This window comes from Croceicoccus pelagius (genome assembly GCF_001661915.1).
GTDB lineage: Bacteria > Pseudomonadota > Alphaproteobacteria > Sphingomonadales > Sphingomonadaceae > Croceicoccus > Croceicoccus pelagius.
The window spans coordinates 212,791-228,563 of sequence record NZ_LYWY01000034.1; the positions used below are offsets into that span (position 1 = coordinate 212,791).

The 15,773-nt window shown below is 63.4% G+C and carries 16 protein-coding genes; 6 read left to right on the forward strand and 10 right to left on the reverse strand.

Annotated elements, in window-relative coordinates; genetic code table 11:
* Positions 1–7: 7 nt before the first annotated feature.
* Both A9D15_RS08910 and A9D15_RS08915 read right to left on the reverse strand, forming a co-directional pair.
* The gene (locus A9D15_RS08910; RefSeq protein WP_066764097.1) at positions 8–403 is read right to left on the reverse strand and encodes an MAPEG family protein; all 396 of its coding nucleotides are present in this window, start codon (positions 401–403) and stop codon (positions 8–10) included.
* Between the two features lie 19 nt (positions 404–422).
* Complete coding sequence (locus A9D15_RS08915) at positions 423–1,991, reverse strand: DUF389 domain-containing protein (RefSeq protein WP_082924364.1); 1,569 nt, start codon at positions 1,989–1,991, stop codon at positions 423–425.
* Positions 1,992–2,144: 153 nt separating this feature from the next.
* Between A9D15_RS08915 and A9D15_RS08920 the strand changes: the two genes are divergently transcribed.
* Positions 2,145–4,010, forward strand: a complete 1,866-nt coding sequence (locus A9D15_RS08920; protein ID WP_082924365.1) for a glycoside hydrolase family 15 protein — start codon at positions 2,145–2,147, stop codon at positions 4,008–4,010.
* A 60-nt stretch (positions 4,011–4,070) separates the two neighbouring features.
* On the opposite strand, the gene A9D15_RS08925 is transcribed toward A9D15_RS08920, so the two are convergent.
* On the reverse strand, positions 4,071–4,202 hold the full coding sequence (locus A9D15_RS08925; protein ID WP_066764099.1) for an entericidin A/B family lipoprotein: 132 nt from the start codon (positions 4,200–4,202) through the stop codon (positions 4,071–4,073).
* A 125-nt stretch (positions 4,203–4,327) separates the two neighbouring features.
* Between A9D15_RS08925 and A9D15_RS08930 the strand changes: the two genes are divergently transcribed.
* The 4 genes from A9D15_RS08930 to A9D15_RS08945 all read left to right on the forward strand — a co-directional run bounded on the left by A9D15_RS08930 (position 4,328) and on the right by A9D15_RS08945 (position 7,885).
* Positions 4,328–5,428, forward strand: a complete 1,101-nt coding sequence (locus tag A9D15_RS08930) for a transporter substrate-binding domain-containing protein (RefSeq protein WP_229660396.1) — start codon at positions 4,328–4,330, stop codon at positions 5,426–5,428.
* Between the two features lie 90 nt (positions 5,429–5,518).
* On the forward strand, positions 5,519–6,730 hold the full coding sequence (locus tag A9D15_RS08935) for a toxic anion resistance protein (protein ID WP_425304726.1): 1,212 nt from the start codon (positions 5,519–5,521) through the stop codon (positions 6,728–6,730).
* Positions 6,731–6,741: 11 nt separating this feature from the next.
* Positions 6,742–7,587, forward strand: a complete 846-nt coding sequence (locus A9D15_RS08940) for a hypothetical protein (protein ID WP_066764101.1) — start codon at positions 6,742–6,744, stop codon at positions 7,585–7,587.
* Between the two features lies 1 nt (position 7,588).
* The gene (locus A9D15_RS08945) at positions 7,589–7,885 is read left to right on the forward strand and encodes a polyhydroxyalkanoic acid system family protein (RefSeq protein ID WP_066764103.1); all 297 of its coding nucleotides are present in this window, start codon (positions 7,589–7,591) and stop codon (positions 7,883–7,885) included.
* Here A9D15_RS08945 and A9D15_RS08950 read toward each other — a convergent pair.
* From A9D15_RS08950 to A9D15_RS08975, 6 genes are all read right to left on the reverse strand, one after another.
* Positions 7,882–8,322, reverse strand: a complete 441-nt coding sequence (locus A9D15_RS08950) for a DUF2721 domain-containing protein (protein ID WP_066764105.1) — start codon at positions 8,320–8,322, stop codon at positions 7,882–7,884. The genes A9D15_RS08945 and A9D15_RS08950 overlap by 4 nt on opposite strands.
* 41 nt (positions 8,323–8,363) lie before the next feature.
* Positions 8,364–9,170, reverse strand: a complete 807-nt coding sequence (locus A9D15_RS08955; RefSeq protein ID WP_066764109.1) for a class I mannose-6-phosphate isomerase — start codon at positions 9,168–9,170, stop codon at positions 8,364–8,366.
* Complete coding sequence (locus A9D15_RS08960; protein WP_066764111.1) at positions 9,167–10,207, reverse strand: mannose-1-phosphate guanylyltransferase; 1,041 nt, start codon at positions 10,205–10,207, stop codon at positions 9,167–9,169. Before A9D15_RS08960 ends, A9D15_RS08955 begins: the two co-directional genes overlap by 4 nt.
* Before the next feature lies 1 nt (position 10,208).
* Positions 10,209–11,513 carry a glycoside hydrolase family 130 protein gene (locus A9D15_RS08965; RefSeq protein WP_229660397.1) on the reverse strand — a complete coding sequence of 435 codons (1,305 nt, stop codon included), beginning with the start codon at positions 11,511–11,513 and terminating at the stop codon, positions 10,209–10,211.
* Complete coding sequence (locus A9D15_RS08970; protein ID WP_082924367.1) at positions 11,467–13,830, reverse strand: glycosyltransferase family 4 protein; 2,364 nt, start codon at positions 13,828–13,830, stop codon at positions 11,467–11,469. Before A9D15_RS08970 ends, A9D15_RS08965 begins: the two co-directional genes overlap by 47 nt.
* Positions 13,831–14,018: 188 nt before the next feature.
* Complete coding sequence (locus A9D15_RS08975) at positions 14,019–14,774, reverse strand: TonB family protein (RefSeq protein WP_082924368.1); 756 nt, start codon at positions 14,772–14,774, stop codon at positions 14,019–14,021.
* Between the two features lie 95 nt (positions 14,775–14,869).
* Between A9D15_RS08975 and A9D15_RS08980 the strand changes: the two genes are divergently transcribed.
* Positions 14,870–15,280, forward strand: coding sequence for a response regulator transcription factor (locus tag A9D15_RS08980; RefSeq protein WP_066764250.1), 411 nt, complete (start codon positions 14,870–14,872; stop codon positions 15,278–15,280).
* Between the two features lie 4 nt (positions 15,281–15,284).
* On the opposite strand, the gene A9D15_RS08985 is transcribed toward A9D15_RS08980, so the two are convergent.
* Positions 15,285–15,761: an A24 family peptidase gene (locus tag A9D15_RS08985; RefSeq protein WP_066764113.1), complete on the reverse strand. Its 477-nt coding sequence runs from the start codon at positions 15,759–15,761 to the stop codon at positions 15,285–15,287.
* Between the last annotated feature and the right edge of the window lie 12 nt (positions 15,762–15,773).

A 15,773-nucleotide genomic window follows, 5' to 3' on the forward strand; every position in this document is an offset into this window, starting at 1 on the left:
CCCCGGATCAGCCCCAGAGCAGCGGCCAAATCACCATGATCAGGCCGATCACGCTGACAAGGAATACCAACGTCCGCACCACCGGAATACCTGCCCAATAAAGCGGCAGATAGACGATGCGTGCGCCCAGCCAGATCCAGCCGCCCAGCGCGGTAAGATCGCTGGTCTTGCCAGCCACCACCACGCCCAGCAGGCCGATGACAGCGATCGGAAGCGTTTCCTGGTAATTGTCGCGCGCGCGTTCCAATCGCCCCACGATGGGGTTCGCCGGCGGCAGATCCTCGTCCCGCGCGCCGGTGTTCCACTTCGTCCCGTACTGCTTCGTCTTGAAGTGCACCGCCGTGAAAATGTGCACCAGCAGCAGGATCGCCGCGTAGACAAGGATCCGGATCTCGATCGCCATCGGTATTCTCCCGTTATCGTTATTCTTCGGAAAGCGTGTCGGGTGTCGCCCAGCCCGTTCGCACGAGTCCGCTGTCTCGGCGCTGCTCCTCGACCACGAAAGGCACCTGCTTTTCCTCCAGCGCCTTGCGGACAGGCGCAATGTCGCCTGCCCCACCAGTCAGCCGCACGGGCGCCTTGATACGCTGCGCAGACCATATGATGAGGTCGAGCGCGCCTTGCCCCTCGGCGGTCAGCACGCGGCCATCGGGTACCGTCCCGTCGGCAGCGGCTGCCGGAGCCTCGGTCCTCAAGTCCGGTAGCGCGCCTGCGGGCGGCAGAAGCGTGACCTGCCAGCGCGGCACGCTGTCCGAAATGCGCTTTTCGAGGGCAGCGTAAGTCGAGAGCTTCGCGCCCGGCAATGGCACGGCGGTCACTTGCGCACGGCGCGCCTCGCGGTCGACGAAGACGTCGGCCTCGCGCACGCCCGAAATCAGCGCCAGCCGCCCGACGAGATCGCGGACCTCGCGGTCGTTCGCTGCCTGCTCTCTTGCACGCGCTGCGTTCAGCTCTGCCTGCTCTGCCGCCGATGCGCTGGTGCCCACCTCGAACTGGTCGAGTGTCAGGGCAACCGGCGCCTCCATGATGCGGGCCAGCCTGCGGTTCACCGCTTCCTCGGCACCTGCGCGCAGTTCGGGCGTCAACACCGTTGCCGAAACCGCAACGGGATCGGCGTCAAAGTCGATGTCGATCTGCGAAATGCGGGCCTTACCGGGAAAGCTGTCCAGGATCGCGGTATTGGCAAGGCGCTGTGCGTTCGATTCCTTCGCGATCGAAACCAGCGATAGACCCAGCGGCACAGCCAGACCGGCAAACGCGATGACGACGAGAACATCCTGCATCCGCGTCTGCTTGTCCGAAAGCTGCGTGTGAAAACCATAGAGCCGCGCCATCATCATGGCGGTCAGCGCGATGGTGATGAGGTTGGTGACGTAAAGCAGCAGCGCGCCCGAAAAGACCGTCCAGTTCAGCGTGGCGAGGCCGAAGCCCACCACGGCTAGCGGCGGCATCAACGCCGTCGCGATGGCGACACCGACGACAGTGCCCTCGCGCCCGCGGATCATCGCATAGGCGCCCGCAAGCGCCGAAAAGAATGCGATGAACAGGTCGAACAGGTTGGGACGTGTACGCGCCGCGATTTCCTGCGTAACCGTCTGCAGCGGCGAGATCGCGACGATCAACGCGGTGAACAGCACTGCCAGCACCGTACCCACGGCAAGAGCGCGCAGCGACTTGCGCATCCACGCATAGTCCCCCGTCGCCAGCGCGAAACCAAGGCCGATGATCGGCCCCATCAGCGGCGACAGCAACATGGCGCCGATGACGACGGCAGGCGACGACAACAGCAAGCCCAGCACCGCGATCCCCGCCGACATGGCCAGCATGAACATATACCGGGCGGAAATCACCGCCTCTTCGCGGCGGTTCTCGATCACCGAATTCTGGTCGACCGTGTTGATGACCGAATGCCGCCACCAAAGCCTGAGCGATACCAGAACGCCCGTAAAACTCGTCCGCGCGCGGCGCGCGGCATCTGCCTGTTCTACCATCGATCTTCCCTGTGGCGGGTCCGCGCCCGCAGTTGTCCTGTCCTCGTTTTAACGAAGGTCCGCCCCCTGTCGAGAACGGCCCGTCGTTGTGCAATGCAAAATTTTCGCACACCGCCCTTCACACACGCGACCTTGTTCCTAAACTGAGACCGGATGACACAGCCGAATCATGACCCGCAGAGCCACGCTCAGGGCCGTTCGCCCGAACATCCCGCCCACCTTGGCGACTATGCCAATCTCGAACTCTGGCCGATCGGGAATTGCCAAGCATCTGCGCTGGTCGACAGGCACGGGACGTTCACCTGGGCCTGCATCCCGCGCGTCGATGGCGATCCGGTGTTCTGTTCGCTGCTCGACAACGGGCGCAGCAAGGAAGACGCGATCGGCTTCTGGTCTATCGACATGGAAGGCGGCAGCGTCGCCCATCAGGAATATATCCGCAACACGCCGATCCTGAAGACGACTTATGCCGACGATCACGGCAATTCACTGGAAGTGCTCGATTTCTGTCCGCGCTATCGCGACAAGGGCCGCATCTATCGCCCCGTCGCCTTCGTGCGCGTGGTGCGCCCCCTCAGCGGCAGCCCGCGCATCCGCATGGCGCTGCGGCCCTCGGCGGAATACGGCGCGCAAGTTCCCGAACGCAGCTTCGGGTCCAGCCACATCACCTTCAAGATCCCGGCGATGACGATGCGCCTGACGACCGATGCGCCCATCGGCCTCGTCCAGCAGGAAACGGCGTTCCGCGTCGAACGCCAGCTCCACTTCTTTTTCGGCCCGGACGAAAGTTTCTCGACCAGCCTCGAAAGCGGCATCGGCGACATGCTGTCGCGCACGGCCAAGGAATGGCGCCATTGGGTACGCGGGCTTGCCATCCCCTTCGAATGGCAGGACGCCGTCATCCGCGCCGCGATCGGCCTGAAACTTTGCCAGCACGAGGATACCGGCGCGATCGTCGCCGCGCTTACCACCTCGATCCCCGAACATGCCGATTCGGGGCGGAACTGGGACTATCGCTACTGCTGGATCCGCGATGCCTATTACACCGTGCAGGCCCTGAACCGCATCGGCGCGCTGGACGTGCTGGAAAGCTACCTCGGCTTCCTGCGCAACATCGTCGACAATGCCAAGGGCGGGCACATCCACCCGATGTTCGACGTGCGCGGCAATCCCGAACTGCCCGAAGGGGAAGCGGAACATCTTGCCGGCTATCGCGGCATGGGCCCGGTGCGCATCGGCAATGCCGCCTGGTTCCAGATCCAGCACGACGCCTATGGCCAGATCGTCCTGTCGAGCGCGCAGGCATTCGCCGACCGGCGCCTGTTACGCATGAGCGGGATGGAGGATTTTCGGCAGCTCGAAAAGGTGGGCGAACGCGCGCTTTCCGTGTGGGATCAGCCCGACGCCGGCCTGTGGGAACTGCGTAATTCCAGCCACGTGCACACCTATTCGGCGGCGATGTGCTGGGCCGCGTGCGACCGGCTTGCCCATGCCGCGAAGGAACTGGGCATCGAGGACCGCGAGAAATACTGGCGCGAAAACGCCGCGCGCCTTCGCGAAGAGATCCTGGAAAAGAGCTGGAACAAGGAAGAGGGTCTCATCTCCTCCACCTTCGGCGGCAAGATGCGCGATGCCTCCATCATCCAGTTGCTCGACCTGAGATTCATCTCCAAGGATGATCCCAAGATCCATTCGACGCTGAAAGTGGTCGAAAAATCGCTGCGCCGGGGCGATCACATGCTGCGCTATGACAGCAAGGACGATTTCGGCGTGCCGCACACTGCGTTCAACGTCGCGACCTTCTGGCTGATCGAGGCGCTGTCGCTGACCGGTCAGACCGAGGAAGCACGCCGCCTGTTCGAAGTCATGCTCGACCGCCGTACGGGCGCCGGGATGTTGAGCGAGGACATCGATCCCAAGAGCCTAGAGCTTTGGGGCAACTATCCGCAAACCTATTCGCTGGTCGGAATCATCAATTGCGCCGTCATGCTGACGAAGAGCTGGAACGAGTACCGCTAGCTCTTCGCCTGCCCGGCCGCTGGCCACGCGGGACGAACCGGCCGCCCCGCGTTACGCCGATCAGTTGATGGCTTCTTCGCCGGCCCGGCCGACCGAGCCGATGTCTTCGCCAAGACCCTTGACGGTGTTGCAGGCGGCAAGGCCAAGGACGACGGCGGCAAGTGCGGCGCCGGTTGCGAATTTGCGGATCATGGTACGTGTTCTCTTCGTGAAAATGGTGGCCGATCATAGACCGGATCGCCATTTCACGGAACATTCATTGCGAGCAGATGAACCGGTGGGCTTGCAACCCCTTCTGTTTGCGGCATGATCGAGTCATGGATCGCACGACGAGCCCTATACCGCGCAGATTGCCCGCAATTCTTGCCGCAATGCTGGCCTGCCTTGCCCTTTTTTCGCCCGCTGCCGCAACGGCGCAGGAAGGCGGGGATATGCGCATCGCCACGCGCGAGGCCCCTCCTTTCGCGATGAAGGGCGACGACGGCCGCTGGGAAGGGCTCGCCATCGAGCTGTGGCGCGCAGTCGCCGACACCAACGGATACGAATACACGTTCGAGGAAGCCGACCTCAACGACATGATCGCGGGCGTCGCAAAAGGCGAATACGACGCCAGCGTGGGCGCGCTGACCATCACGCAGGCGCGCGAACAGGACGTGGATTTCAGCCACCCGTTCTACGCCACCGGCTTCGGGATCGCCGCACGCAAGGAACCTGCGTCCTATTTTACGCTGATCGGCAAGTTTTTCTCGTGGGACTTCATGAAGACGCTGGCCGTCCTGATCGCGATGCTGACCGTGGTCGGCGTATTGTTCTGGCTGGCGGAGCGGAAGCGCAATTCGGAAGAATTTGCCACCGACGCCAAGGGTATCGGATCGGGCTTCTGGTTCGCCGCCGTCACGATGACCACGGTGGGTTACGGCGACAAGGCACCGCGCACGCCTGCGGGCAAGATCGTCGCTCTGATCTGGATGTTCACGGCCCTTCTCATCATCTCGACAATTACCGGCATGATCGCTTCATCTCTGACGGCGGACAGGCTGGAAGGCGCGGTGACGGGGCCGGGCGACCTCGACGGGGTCAGCGTTGGGGTCGTGGCGGATTCGGCAGGAGAGGAATGGCTGGCCCGCGACGGCATTGCCTCAACCGGCTTTTCGGAAGTTTCCGGCGGCTTGCAGGCGCTCGCCAGCGGAGAGATCGACGCATTCGTGCACGACGATCCGCTTCTGCGCTATTCGGTGGGGCGCGAAGGGCTGGCGGACTTGCGCGTGTTGCCCGGATCGTTCGGGCGGCAGGACTATGGTATTGCCCTCCCCGAAGACAGCCCGCTTCGCGAAGACGTCAACATCGCACTGCTAAGCCATATCGAAAGCGACAGGTGGCTTGCCCATATCACACAACAACTGGGTCAGACCGACTGAAGGATCAGTCCGGCAGTCCTTGAATTACGTGTCTTACATAGCTAATACAGTTGATGAACCACAAGGGCGCACATGCCCTTCAAACACGGGATGACCATGGCAGAACAGCCGACCGCAACCGCGACCGCAACCGAACTCACGCTGGAAGCGCCCAGCCCCGTTCCGGACGTAAAGCCCGAAAAGGCGGCCGGCCTCGTCCCGGTCGAGGAAGAGACGAAGTCCAAGCTGGAAGCGAAAGTCGATCTTTTCGTGTCGGACCTGATCGCGCAGGACGCGAACTCGCCCGAATTCGGCAAGAAGGTCGACCAGCTGACCAACATGGGTCGCAAGGAAATCATGGCGGCATCGTCGATGTCGAACCGGTTTCTCGATCGCCCCGTGCGCGCAATGGACGCGGACAGCGGCATCGGCGCGGACCTTACCGAACTGCGCCAGACGGTCGAGGATCTCGATCCCGGCCGCAAGGGCAAGCTTACGGGCCGCAAGCTGTTCGGCATCATCCCCTTCGGCAACAAGCTGAAAGGTTATTTTGACAGCTATACCAGCGCGCAGGGCCACATCCAGGCGATCCTCGCCCGCCTTGCCAGCGGCAAGGACGAGCTGCTGATGGACAATGCCGCCATCGACGTCGAGCGCCAGAAGCTGTGGGAAGCGATGGGCAAGCTGGAGCAGATGATCCACATTTCCAAAACCCTCGACGCGAAGCTTGAGGACGCGGCAAACGATCTTGACGCCACCGATCCGGCAAAGGCCAAGGCGATCCGCGAGAGCGCGCTGTTCTACACTCGCCAGCGCACGCAGGACCTTTTGACGCAAATGGCGGTCAGCGTTCAGGGCTACCTCGCGCTTGATCTTGTGAAGAAGAACAACGTCGAACTGGTGAAGGGCGTGGACCGCGCCAGCACGACCACCGTGTCGGCCCTTCGCACCGCGGTCACCGTGGCACAGGCGATGACGAACCAGCGGCTGGTCCTTGGCCAGATTACGGCGCTCAACGAAACGACGGCGGGGATCATCGATTCCACCAGCACGTTGCTGCGCGACCAGACCGGCAAGATCCACGAACAGGCCGCTTCCAGCACGATCCCGCTGGAAACGCTGCAGCGCGCCTTCCAGAACATCTACGATACGATGGACACCATCGACACCTTCAAGCTGAAGGCGCTCGATTCCATGAAGCAGACGGTCGACACCCTGTCGGACGAGGTAGAGCGTTCGCGCGGCTATATCGCCCGTGCAGAAGGCGCAGCCAGGGCGCAGGTCGACGCACAGTCGAACCCGCTGCTGAGCCTGGATAGCTGAGCGCGAGCACAATGGCCGACAGCACTCACGATACCTCCCGCATCATGGACGGGGCCCGCACCAGCCTCGCGGTGAACCGCACCGGCGGTTATCACCGCGGGTCGATCGGGGCCGGTTCGGCGCGTCTGAAGAAAGAGCACGCGGCGGCCAAGCTGAAGCGTATCTTCATCGCGATTGCCACGATCGTCGTGGCCGCGATGGGCTTTGGCCTGTTCGTCAGCGCGCTGGGCTTCGAAGGGCTGTTCATCACCGTCCTGCTCGCCGTCGTCGCGGTCTGGGTTCTGAGCAGGTATCCCAAGATCAAGGCGCCCAAGGCGGCCACCCTGTCGCGCGGCGACCTGCAACAGAACGTGGCCAAGACCGAGCTTTGGCTGGAACACCAGCGCCCTGCCCTGCCCGCGCCTGCCGTGACGCTCGTCGACCAGATCGGCGTGCAACTCGACGGGCTTGGCGTGCAGCTTCAGGGTCTGGACGAGAACACGCCTGCCGCCGTTTCGGTACGCAATCTCGTCACTCGCGACCTCCCCGAAGTCGTGTCGAGCTATACCAAGATCCCGCGCCACTTGCGTTCGCAGGAGAGCGCGGGCAGCACGCCCGACAGCCAGGTGACCGAAAGCCTGAAGAGCATCAGCCGCGAGATCGACACCGTGACGCGCCAACTGGCCGAAGGCGATCTCGATGCGCTGGCGGTGCGGACCCGCTATCTCGACTACAAGTACGGCAGCGCGATGGACGAAACGCCCGCCCTGCCACCTCCCGGCGCGCCCGATCCGGCTCTGCCTCCGGTTTCCCCTGCGCCCAAGGCGCTGGGCGAGACCGATTCCCTGACACCTGAATATTCACCCAAGGAAAACTGACATGCGCGTAGCCGTGCCGCACTCGCTCCCCAAGGCGGAGGTGCGCCGTCGCCTCGACGACAAACAGGATTCGATGACCAACCTGGTCCCCGGCGGGATGGCCGAAATCGAGACCAGCTGGGCCAGCGAAGACCGCATGGTCTTGACGATCCGCGCGATGGGTCAGGAAATGACCGGCAATGTCGATATCGAGGATGAAGCCGTGGTCTTCACGATTGACCTGCCGTTCGCGCTGTCCTTCGTCGAGCCGATGATTTCCGGCGCGATCGAGCAGAAGGGCCGCAAGCTGCTGGCCTAAAGATCGCGGTCCAGTTCCAGATAGGCGAGCGGGACACGCAGCTGTTCCGAGGCTACCCGCGTTTCCATCAGGAACAGGATCAGGCCTGCAAGCAGCAGGGCAATCGCGGTGGCGAAACTGATCGCGACTGCCGCTTCGGTGGCCGCGTGCAGGAACTGGCCGGAAAAGATCAGCACGACCGTGATCCCGATGGTGATTGCAGACAGCACCATCATCAGTTGCGCCCGCCCGATCAGCGTCGTGCGGCGAGCCAGCATCCGCAGTTCGCGCACACTGGCGTCGTGTTCCTCGCCACTCGACTCGCGAAAGGCGACCTGCATCTCGCGGGTACGGTCGACCACGCGAGACAGCCGCGAAGCCATCATGTTGAGGATGTTGCCGATGGCGACGAGCACGAACACCGGCGCGAGTGCAAGCTGGATGGTCTGAACGATCATGCGCCGGTTCTAACGCCCCCGATGCATTCGGGAAAGCAGGCTCAACAGCCCCGCGTCAGCAGCGCGGTCGCCCCGCCCGCTATCTCTACACAGTGGATGTCGTCCGCCAGAGCACATTCGCCGACAGCGACCGCCTTGCTGGCAACGCTCACGCCTTCGCTGCGCGGAATGACCAGCAGCGCGCCCGGATAGTCGCCCGCGATCGCCTGTTCGACCGGCCCCTCAACCTTGTCGAGCAGGAAGAACGGACCTTCGACCAGCCGCATCGTCCCGCCCTCGGGCACAGTCTGGTGCAGACGCATGTCGTAAGGCTCGCCCTTTGCGACGGCCATGCCCTCTTCCAAGTGCAGTTCGCGCGCGCGGCCATAGTCGTAGAGGCGGTAGGTGATGTCGCTGTTCTGCTGCACCTCGATCAGGCTGACGCCCGCGCCGATGGCATGGACGGTGTTGGCCGGGATGTAGAAGAAGTCGCCTGCCCTGACCTCGTGCCAGACAAGCATGTCCTCGATACTGCCGTCGAGAGATGCGGCGCGCATCGTGCCGGCATCGAGGTCCCTTGCGAACCCGATGCCCAGCGTCGCGCCCGGTTCGGCGTCGATCACGTACCAGCATTCCGACTTGCCCTGACGGCCCAGTCCCGCCGCTTCGGACTGGTCGTCATCGGGGTGAACTTGCACCGACAGCTTCTCGCTGGTGAAAATGTATTTGACGAGGAGATCGGGCAGAGCCGCGGGCGGTTCGAACCAGATCTCGCCGATCCGTTGGCCTTCAGGCGCGGTGAACGGCGGCGGCAGGGTATCCTTGCCCCACGGCTTCTCGACCGAGATCGTGCAGAGGACGCTGCTCATTGCGAGCAGGCGCCCGTCAGCTTGCCGACCTTTTGCGAACCTTCAGCACTGGTGACGAGGATGTCGTCCCCGTCGACCACGACGATCACGTCTTCAAGCCCGATGACCGAGACGCGCGGCCCGTCGCTGTCGACCATGACATTGCGGCAATCGACCAGTTCGACCCGGCCGCGCGCGACATTGCCATCCTCGTCCCGCGCCCGCGCCTCGCGCAGCGCCTGCCAGTTGCCGATGTCGGACCAGCCCATGGCGACAGGCACCATCGCGGCCTTGCCGGTGTTTTCCATGACCGCGTAATCGACGCTCTCGCTCTCGATCTCGGCGAAGGCCTTGGCTTCGGGGTAGAAGCGGCGCCCCTCGGCGTGTCCTGCACTCACTGCCTCGCGCGCTTTTTGCGCGATCTGCGGGCGGTGTGCGGTCAGTTCGTCCATGAAAGTGCCGGCGCGAAAGGCGAAGAGGCCGCCGTTCCAGCTATACCCGCCCTCGGCCAGGAAAGCCTCCGCACGTGGACGGTCGGGCTTTTCGACGAAACGTTCGATGGCCCATGCGCCGTCGCCGATCTCGTCACCCTGCTTCAGGTAGCCGAAGCCGGTTTCCGGCGCGTCGGGCGTGATGCCGAATGCCACCAGCCAGCCTTCGCGCGCCAGTTCGCAGGCACGCGCGGCCGCAGAGTTGAAAGCGTCGCAATCGGCGATGTGGTGGTCGCTCGGGCAGACCAGCATGACGTCGTTCGCGTCCAGCCTGCAGGCGGCCAGCGCGATGGCGGCGGCGGTGTTGCGGGCCATCGGTTCGACGATCACGGTGCCTTCGGCAGCGTCGAGCTGCGCCTCGACATGTTCGAGATGCGCGCTGCCGGTAACGACGACCGGCGCGCCGAACATTTCGGGGTCGGCACAGCGCTTCAGGGTGGAGATGAACAGCGGCTCTTCATCGACCAGCGGGATGAAGGGCTTGGGCCGCGATGCCCGCGAACGGGGCCAGAGACGGGTCCCGCTTCCGCCGCACAGGACAACCGGAACCATCTTGGTTTTCAACATCTTACTCCATGATCTGCAGGAGATCCTCGACCGTACAGGTAGCAAATCCGACCGCACTGTCTGAAATGCCGTAAGGAACCAAAAGGTCCTCGCCCATTTTCAGCGCACCGCATGTATAGACCACGTTGGGGACATATCCCGACCGGTCGTCGTCCTCTGCGGTCAGGACCGGCGCTTTGCTGCGGGCAAGGACCTTTGACGGATCCTCTCGGTCGAGCAGCGCACAGCCCAGCGCATACTTGCGCATTGCGCCCACGCCGTGGGTGAACAGCAGCCAGCCATGATCGGTCAGGATCGGGCTGCCGCAATTGCCGATCTGGATGAATTCCCACGGGTATTTTGGCCCCATCAGCAGTTCGCCCTCGTCGTCCCAGCACGACAAGTCGTCGGATCGCAGCAGGAACAGGTTCTTCCCGTCCTGCCGTCCGACCATGACGTACTGCCCGCCAATCTTTTCCGGGAACAGAGCCATACCCTTATTGCGCCCGGCCTTCCCCTGAATTGCCTCGAGCGTGAAGCTCTTGAAATCGCGGGTTCTCATCAGCTCGGACCGGATCGAACGGCCCGAATAGGCGGTGTAGGTGCCGATCCATTCGTAATCGCCGCCGCCATGGTCGAACCGCACGAGGCGCAAGTCTTCCAGCCCGCCGGCCTGCTGTTCGGTGACAGGGAAGATCACGGTGTTAGAAAGGCTGGAATCGGCATGGCGATAGACAGTGACGGCGTTATCACCCGCTACTTCGGCCACCGCACTGTCGGCGGCAGTCGCGAAAGTGGACTGCGGCCACAGCTCGAAATTGCCGCCAGGTTCCAGGATGCCTTCACGGAACGCGATCGAGGAAATGTGCCCCTCGCCAACGGCGCGCAGCGACATGACAAAGCGGCAGGCATCGCCCGACATGCCCGACTGATCGGGATGCGGCACGATCGACGGGTTCATCAGCGCGGCTGCAGCGTAAGTATATTCGTGGCAGAAATAGCTGCCGATCAGCTTGCGCCGCATTTCGGAGAATTTCGAACCGTCGATGTCGAGCACTTCCTCCACCTCGGCATAGCGTTCGAGAAACATGGTCTCGGTCTGCCAGTGGCGCTCGGCGAAATCGTGCTGCACGCGGCGGTATTCTATCGCGGCCTGATCCTCGGTCAGCCCGGCGATATCCTCGACCAGTTTTAGCGCGCGATTACCGTCTGCTGTCCGGGCCTGCCAGCCCAGGTGAAATGGGCGAAGGACGACCCGCGAAGGGTCTGCGTACAGCCGCTCATCTGAAATGCGTAGCGGGCTGTCGGGGTAATCGCTGGTTCTCAATGACTTCTCCGGACGACTCGGCTCGCTGCACATGTGCCAGCGCTACCACGGCGTAGTGGGCAAGCTGAAATGCCAAAATCGATTCCGCACCGCAATTGCGGTTGGCCCCGCGCGGGGTGATCCCGTCGCGGCAGCGGCCACTGGCCAGATCGGCAAGGACGACGCGGCGGTCGTTGTCGCCGAGGAACCAGCGGTAGGCGGTGGTGGCGTGGCCGTACCAGAAGCGGTCCTGTGTCGCGTCGAACGCGCTCATCGCGGCTTCCACGGCAGCCTGGGCCTCCAGCGGCTGCTGGTCGAAAGGCAGGACTTCGTGCGGCTGGTGGAAGCTTTCCGAACCGACGGCACGGAAGTTGCCCTGCGCCGAAGTCTGCTGCTCTGCGATCCAGCGCAGCGAGGACAGGCCCGATGCCAGCCACTCGGGCCTGTCGAGAGCACGGCCAGCCTCGATCAGCGCCTGCGACAGGCGGGGATTGTCGTACCCCAGCACACATTCGAACCAGGCCCAATCGGGACGACGCGAATCTTCGAGCAGGCCGTGGAGCATCGCCCCGCCCCGCTGCAGCATGGCGGTAGCCCCCGCGTGGTCTTTTTCGCCCTCAAGCCTGCCGACTGCGCCCAACGTGGCGAAGGCGACGGCGCGCGGGGAATCGATATCGGCAAAGCCTGCCAGCGCCTGATCGAACAGCCCGCGGGCCCACCAGCGCAAGTCCTCGGTACGCCCGCGCGACGCGGTGTGACCCAGCGCCCAGATCGCGCGGCCGTTGGAATCGTCGGAGCCGCAAGTCTCGGACCATGTCCGGTCGTAGGCCATGAAGTTGCGGAATTTGCCCTGCGAGGGGTCGAAGGCGTGCTGGACGAAGGATGCGAACATCGCGGCGAATCTGTCCGCTTCGCGCGCTTCCATCCGGTCTGTCATGTTCATCAGTATCAACGCGCGGGCATTGTCGTCGAGGCAATAGCCGTGGCTGCGATCGGGTACGGTGCCGATGGCATGCTGGATCATGCCGACATCGTCACACATACCCATGAAACCGCCCATGCCGGGCGCCGCGAACAGGCGCGAGGCAACGGAACGCTGTTCGCCGAGGCATTTGTCGACGAGCGAAGCTGCCGCATCGGCAAAGCGCGGCCAGATCGTCTCGCGCCCCTTTTCATAGGCGCGTCGCTGCATGGCCAAGAGAGCTTCGGGGCGGTCGAGAAGGCCGTTGACCGCCTCGGCCACGGCCTGGGATGAGCCCGGCTCGAAAAGCTGACCCACACCGCCAGAAAGCAGTTCGCGGGCGTGGATATAGGGCGTCGACACCACGGCCTTGCCCAGCGCCACGGCATAGCTGAGCGTGCCCGAAGTCGATTGCTGGAGATTGGGATAGGGCGTCAGGTAGATGTCGCACGCCTCCAGCTGGTCGAGCAATTCGGGCGTGTCGAGGAAGCGGTCCACCCACTCGATCCGGTCGGCAACGCCAAGCTGCGCGGCAAGGTCCTGCAAACCTTCGCGGTAGCTTTCGCCATGCTCGGCAACAAGGTTCGGGTGCGTCGCGCCGACGATGCGATAGACTACGTCAGGATGATGATCGGCAATCGCGGGCAGCGCCTCGATCACGGTTTCGATCCCCTTGCCGGGGCCGAGCAGGCCAAACGTCATCAAGACCGGGCGATCGGACAGGCCGAGGTGCGCTTTGAACTGGTCCTGCCGACCGAAGGGACGATCGGGGGCGCCATGCGGGATGACGGTCAGCCTCTCCCGCCCGGTGCCGTAAAGGCGGGCGAGCAGATCTGCCGAATGCTCGGACATGACCATGACCTGCGCGGCACGCGACAGCAGGTGGGCAAGGATCTCGCGCTGCTTGTCGCCGGGTTCGGCCAGCACGGTATGCAGCGTCAAGATGATCGGCGCCGCAATGCGATCGACGAAGTCGCAGACCATCTCGCCGCATTCACCGCCGAAGATGCCGTATTCGTGCTGAAGCCAGACGACGTCGGCCCCGCTGTCGTTGATGGCTTGTGCGGCGCGGCGATAGCCTTCGGCATCGTCCTGCACGATTTCGCGGGCCACACCGTCGTATTCCAATGGATCGTTCGCATCGACGAGCGCATGGACGTCGACTTCAAGCTCGCCATGATAACGGCCAAGCTGTTCGACGAGGTCGGAGGTGAAAGTCGCGATCCCGCACTTGCGCGGGACATAAGTACCGACAACCGCGACGCGGCCGATCGCCTGGTCCGAGGCCTGTCCGGGGAAAAGGGTTATGACATCGGATCGGTCCGCCCCACCGTGGTCGGCGGAAATGGATTCGTTCGGGCTGCGATCATCCGACATGGGTTTCCTCGCGTTATCGGGGCTTACCGGAAGGCAACCCCCGAGTGGACCGACAGTTCCTTCGCACATGCAAAAATGTCGGTTCGGTTACGACGACTCGTCCGAAACGTAACACGGGCAAACCCACCAGAAGAAATGTTAATTTGCATCTGCGAAAGAATCTCGCAATTGCGGCAAAAGTACGGCTGTTACTGCCACCACCATTGTTTCCAGCCGACTTTTTCGCTGGTCGGATTGCCATCGCCGTCGATTGCCGGACGATAGCGGAAACGTTCGATCACGAGCTGGCAGGTGATCCGGTCGACCTCGGAATTTCCGCTGGACCGGCGGACGCGGCAATCGCGGGTCGTACCGTCGGGATTGACGGTGAAATGGACGATCACATAGGCGCCATCGCGTTCCTGAACACTGCTGCGCGGATAGTCCTTGGCGCGGATTTCGCCCGCGATCTTCTCGGCATGGCGGGCGAAGGGAACCCCGCCCGATCCAGTGCCCTGACCGCCGCTTCCCGTGCCGATGCCCGGACCGCCACCGCCTGTCCCCGTGCCCTGCTCTGCCGCGCCCGAACGCGTCTGGTCGCCGGTAGAAGAGACCGGCGGGACGGGGTCCTGCTTCTTGGGGATGCGCGCGGGTGGGGCGCTGATTTCCTTGGGCTTGGCTTCTGCCGCTTCTGCCCCCGATGCGCCTTTGGGTTCGATTTCCTCGACCTTCTGCGGCGGCTCTTCCGGCTCGCTCTGGAAAGGGATCGAGAATGAGGTGACCGTCTCCTTCACCGCCTCGGGCACGAAATCGATGTCGAATGCGCGCAGAAGGCCGAAGATGGCGGCAACGTGGATCAGGCCGACGACGGCAAACGTCGCAAGCTTGCGCCCGCTTATGCGAGAGCGGGCCCTGCTGGCGATTGTTTCGCGGCGGGTAAATGTGGCTTGCGGGGCCTGGTCCATGGGCGTCAAACGAATGCCTCCCCCGCCCCGTTCCCGCGTTCCGACCGCTTTGGCCGCGCGCAGCCTATGATGGGCGGGGCAAGACGGAGGAAACGATGGCCTATATCCTCGTCGCGGACGATGACGAAATTCTTGCGGAAATGGTGCGGCACAGGCTGGAAACAGTCGGGCATGAAGTCTTGGTCGTCGAAGACGGCGAAGAGGCGCTGGATCGCGTCGGCCAGCGTCTGCCCGATGCGATCCTGCTCGACTGGATGATGCCGATACGGTCCGGGATGGAGACGCTCCTGGCGCTGAAGAGCCACCCCACGCGGTGCCATGTGCCGGTGATCATGATGACCTCTCGTCGCAATCAGTTCGACGTGCTGACCGCCCTGCGTGCCGGGGCTTCCGACTATGTCACGAAACCGTTTTCGCCCGAAGATCTGGCGCTGAGGGTTGAAAGTCTTCTGGACCGGAAACGCTTCGTCGCGGAAGGAAACGGCGTTCGCCAGAGGGTTCATTGACAGGTCAGTAAGGGAGCAATCCCACGGCCGGGTTCGACAGCTGCATGATGATGCCGCCTGCCGCGATCGCGACGCCATAGGGCATGACCTTGTCGCCCTTGGAAATCTTGCGCTTCGTTACCTTGAAGATGATCAGCCAGACTATGGCCACGACAAGGCCGGCCAGCGCAATCGACACGAACAGGCCCAGCGCCTCGGAAATGGGAAACCACGCAGCGCTTGCGGCGTAGAACTTGGCATCGCCACCGCCCCACAGCTTCATCGCGAAGATGATCATGGCAACGACCAGCGCACCGGCGAAATGACCGAGCGAGGACAGGCCGAGGTGCCACCCGTTGAGCGTCGTCACCAGCACCAGCCCCGCCACGAGCATCGCGGCGTTGAGCCAATTGGGAATGCGCCGCGTGCGGATGTCGGAAACCGCACCGACAAGAGCAAAGATGGTAAAGATCGCGGCAAGCGCGACAGCAGCCGTATTCACGCGGGATTATTC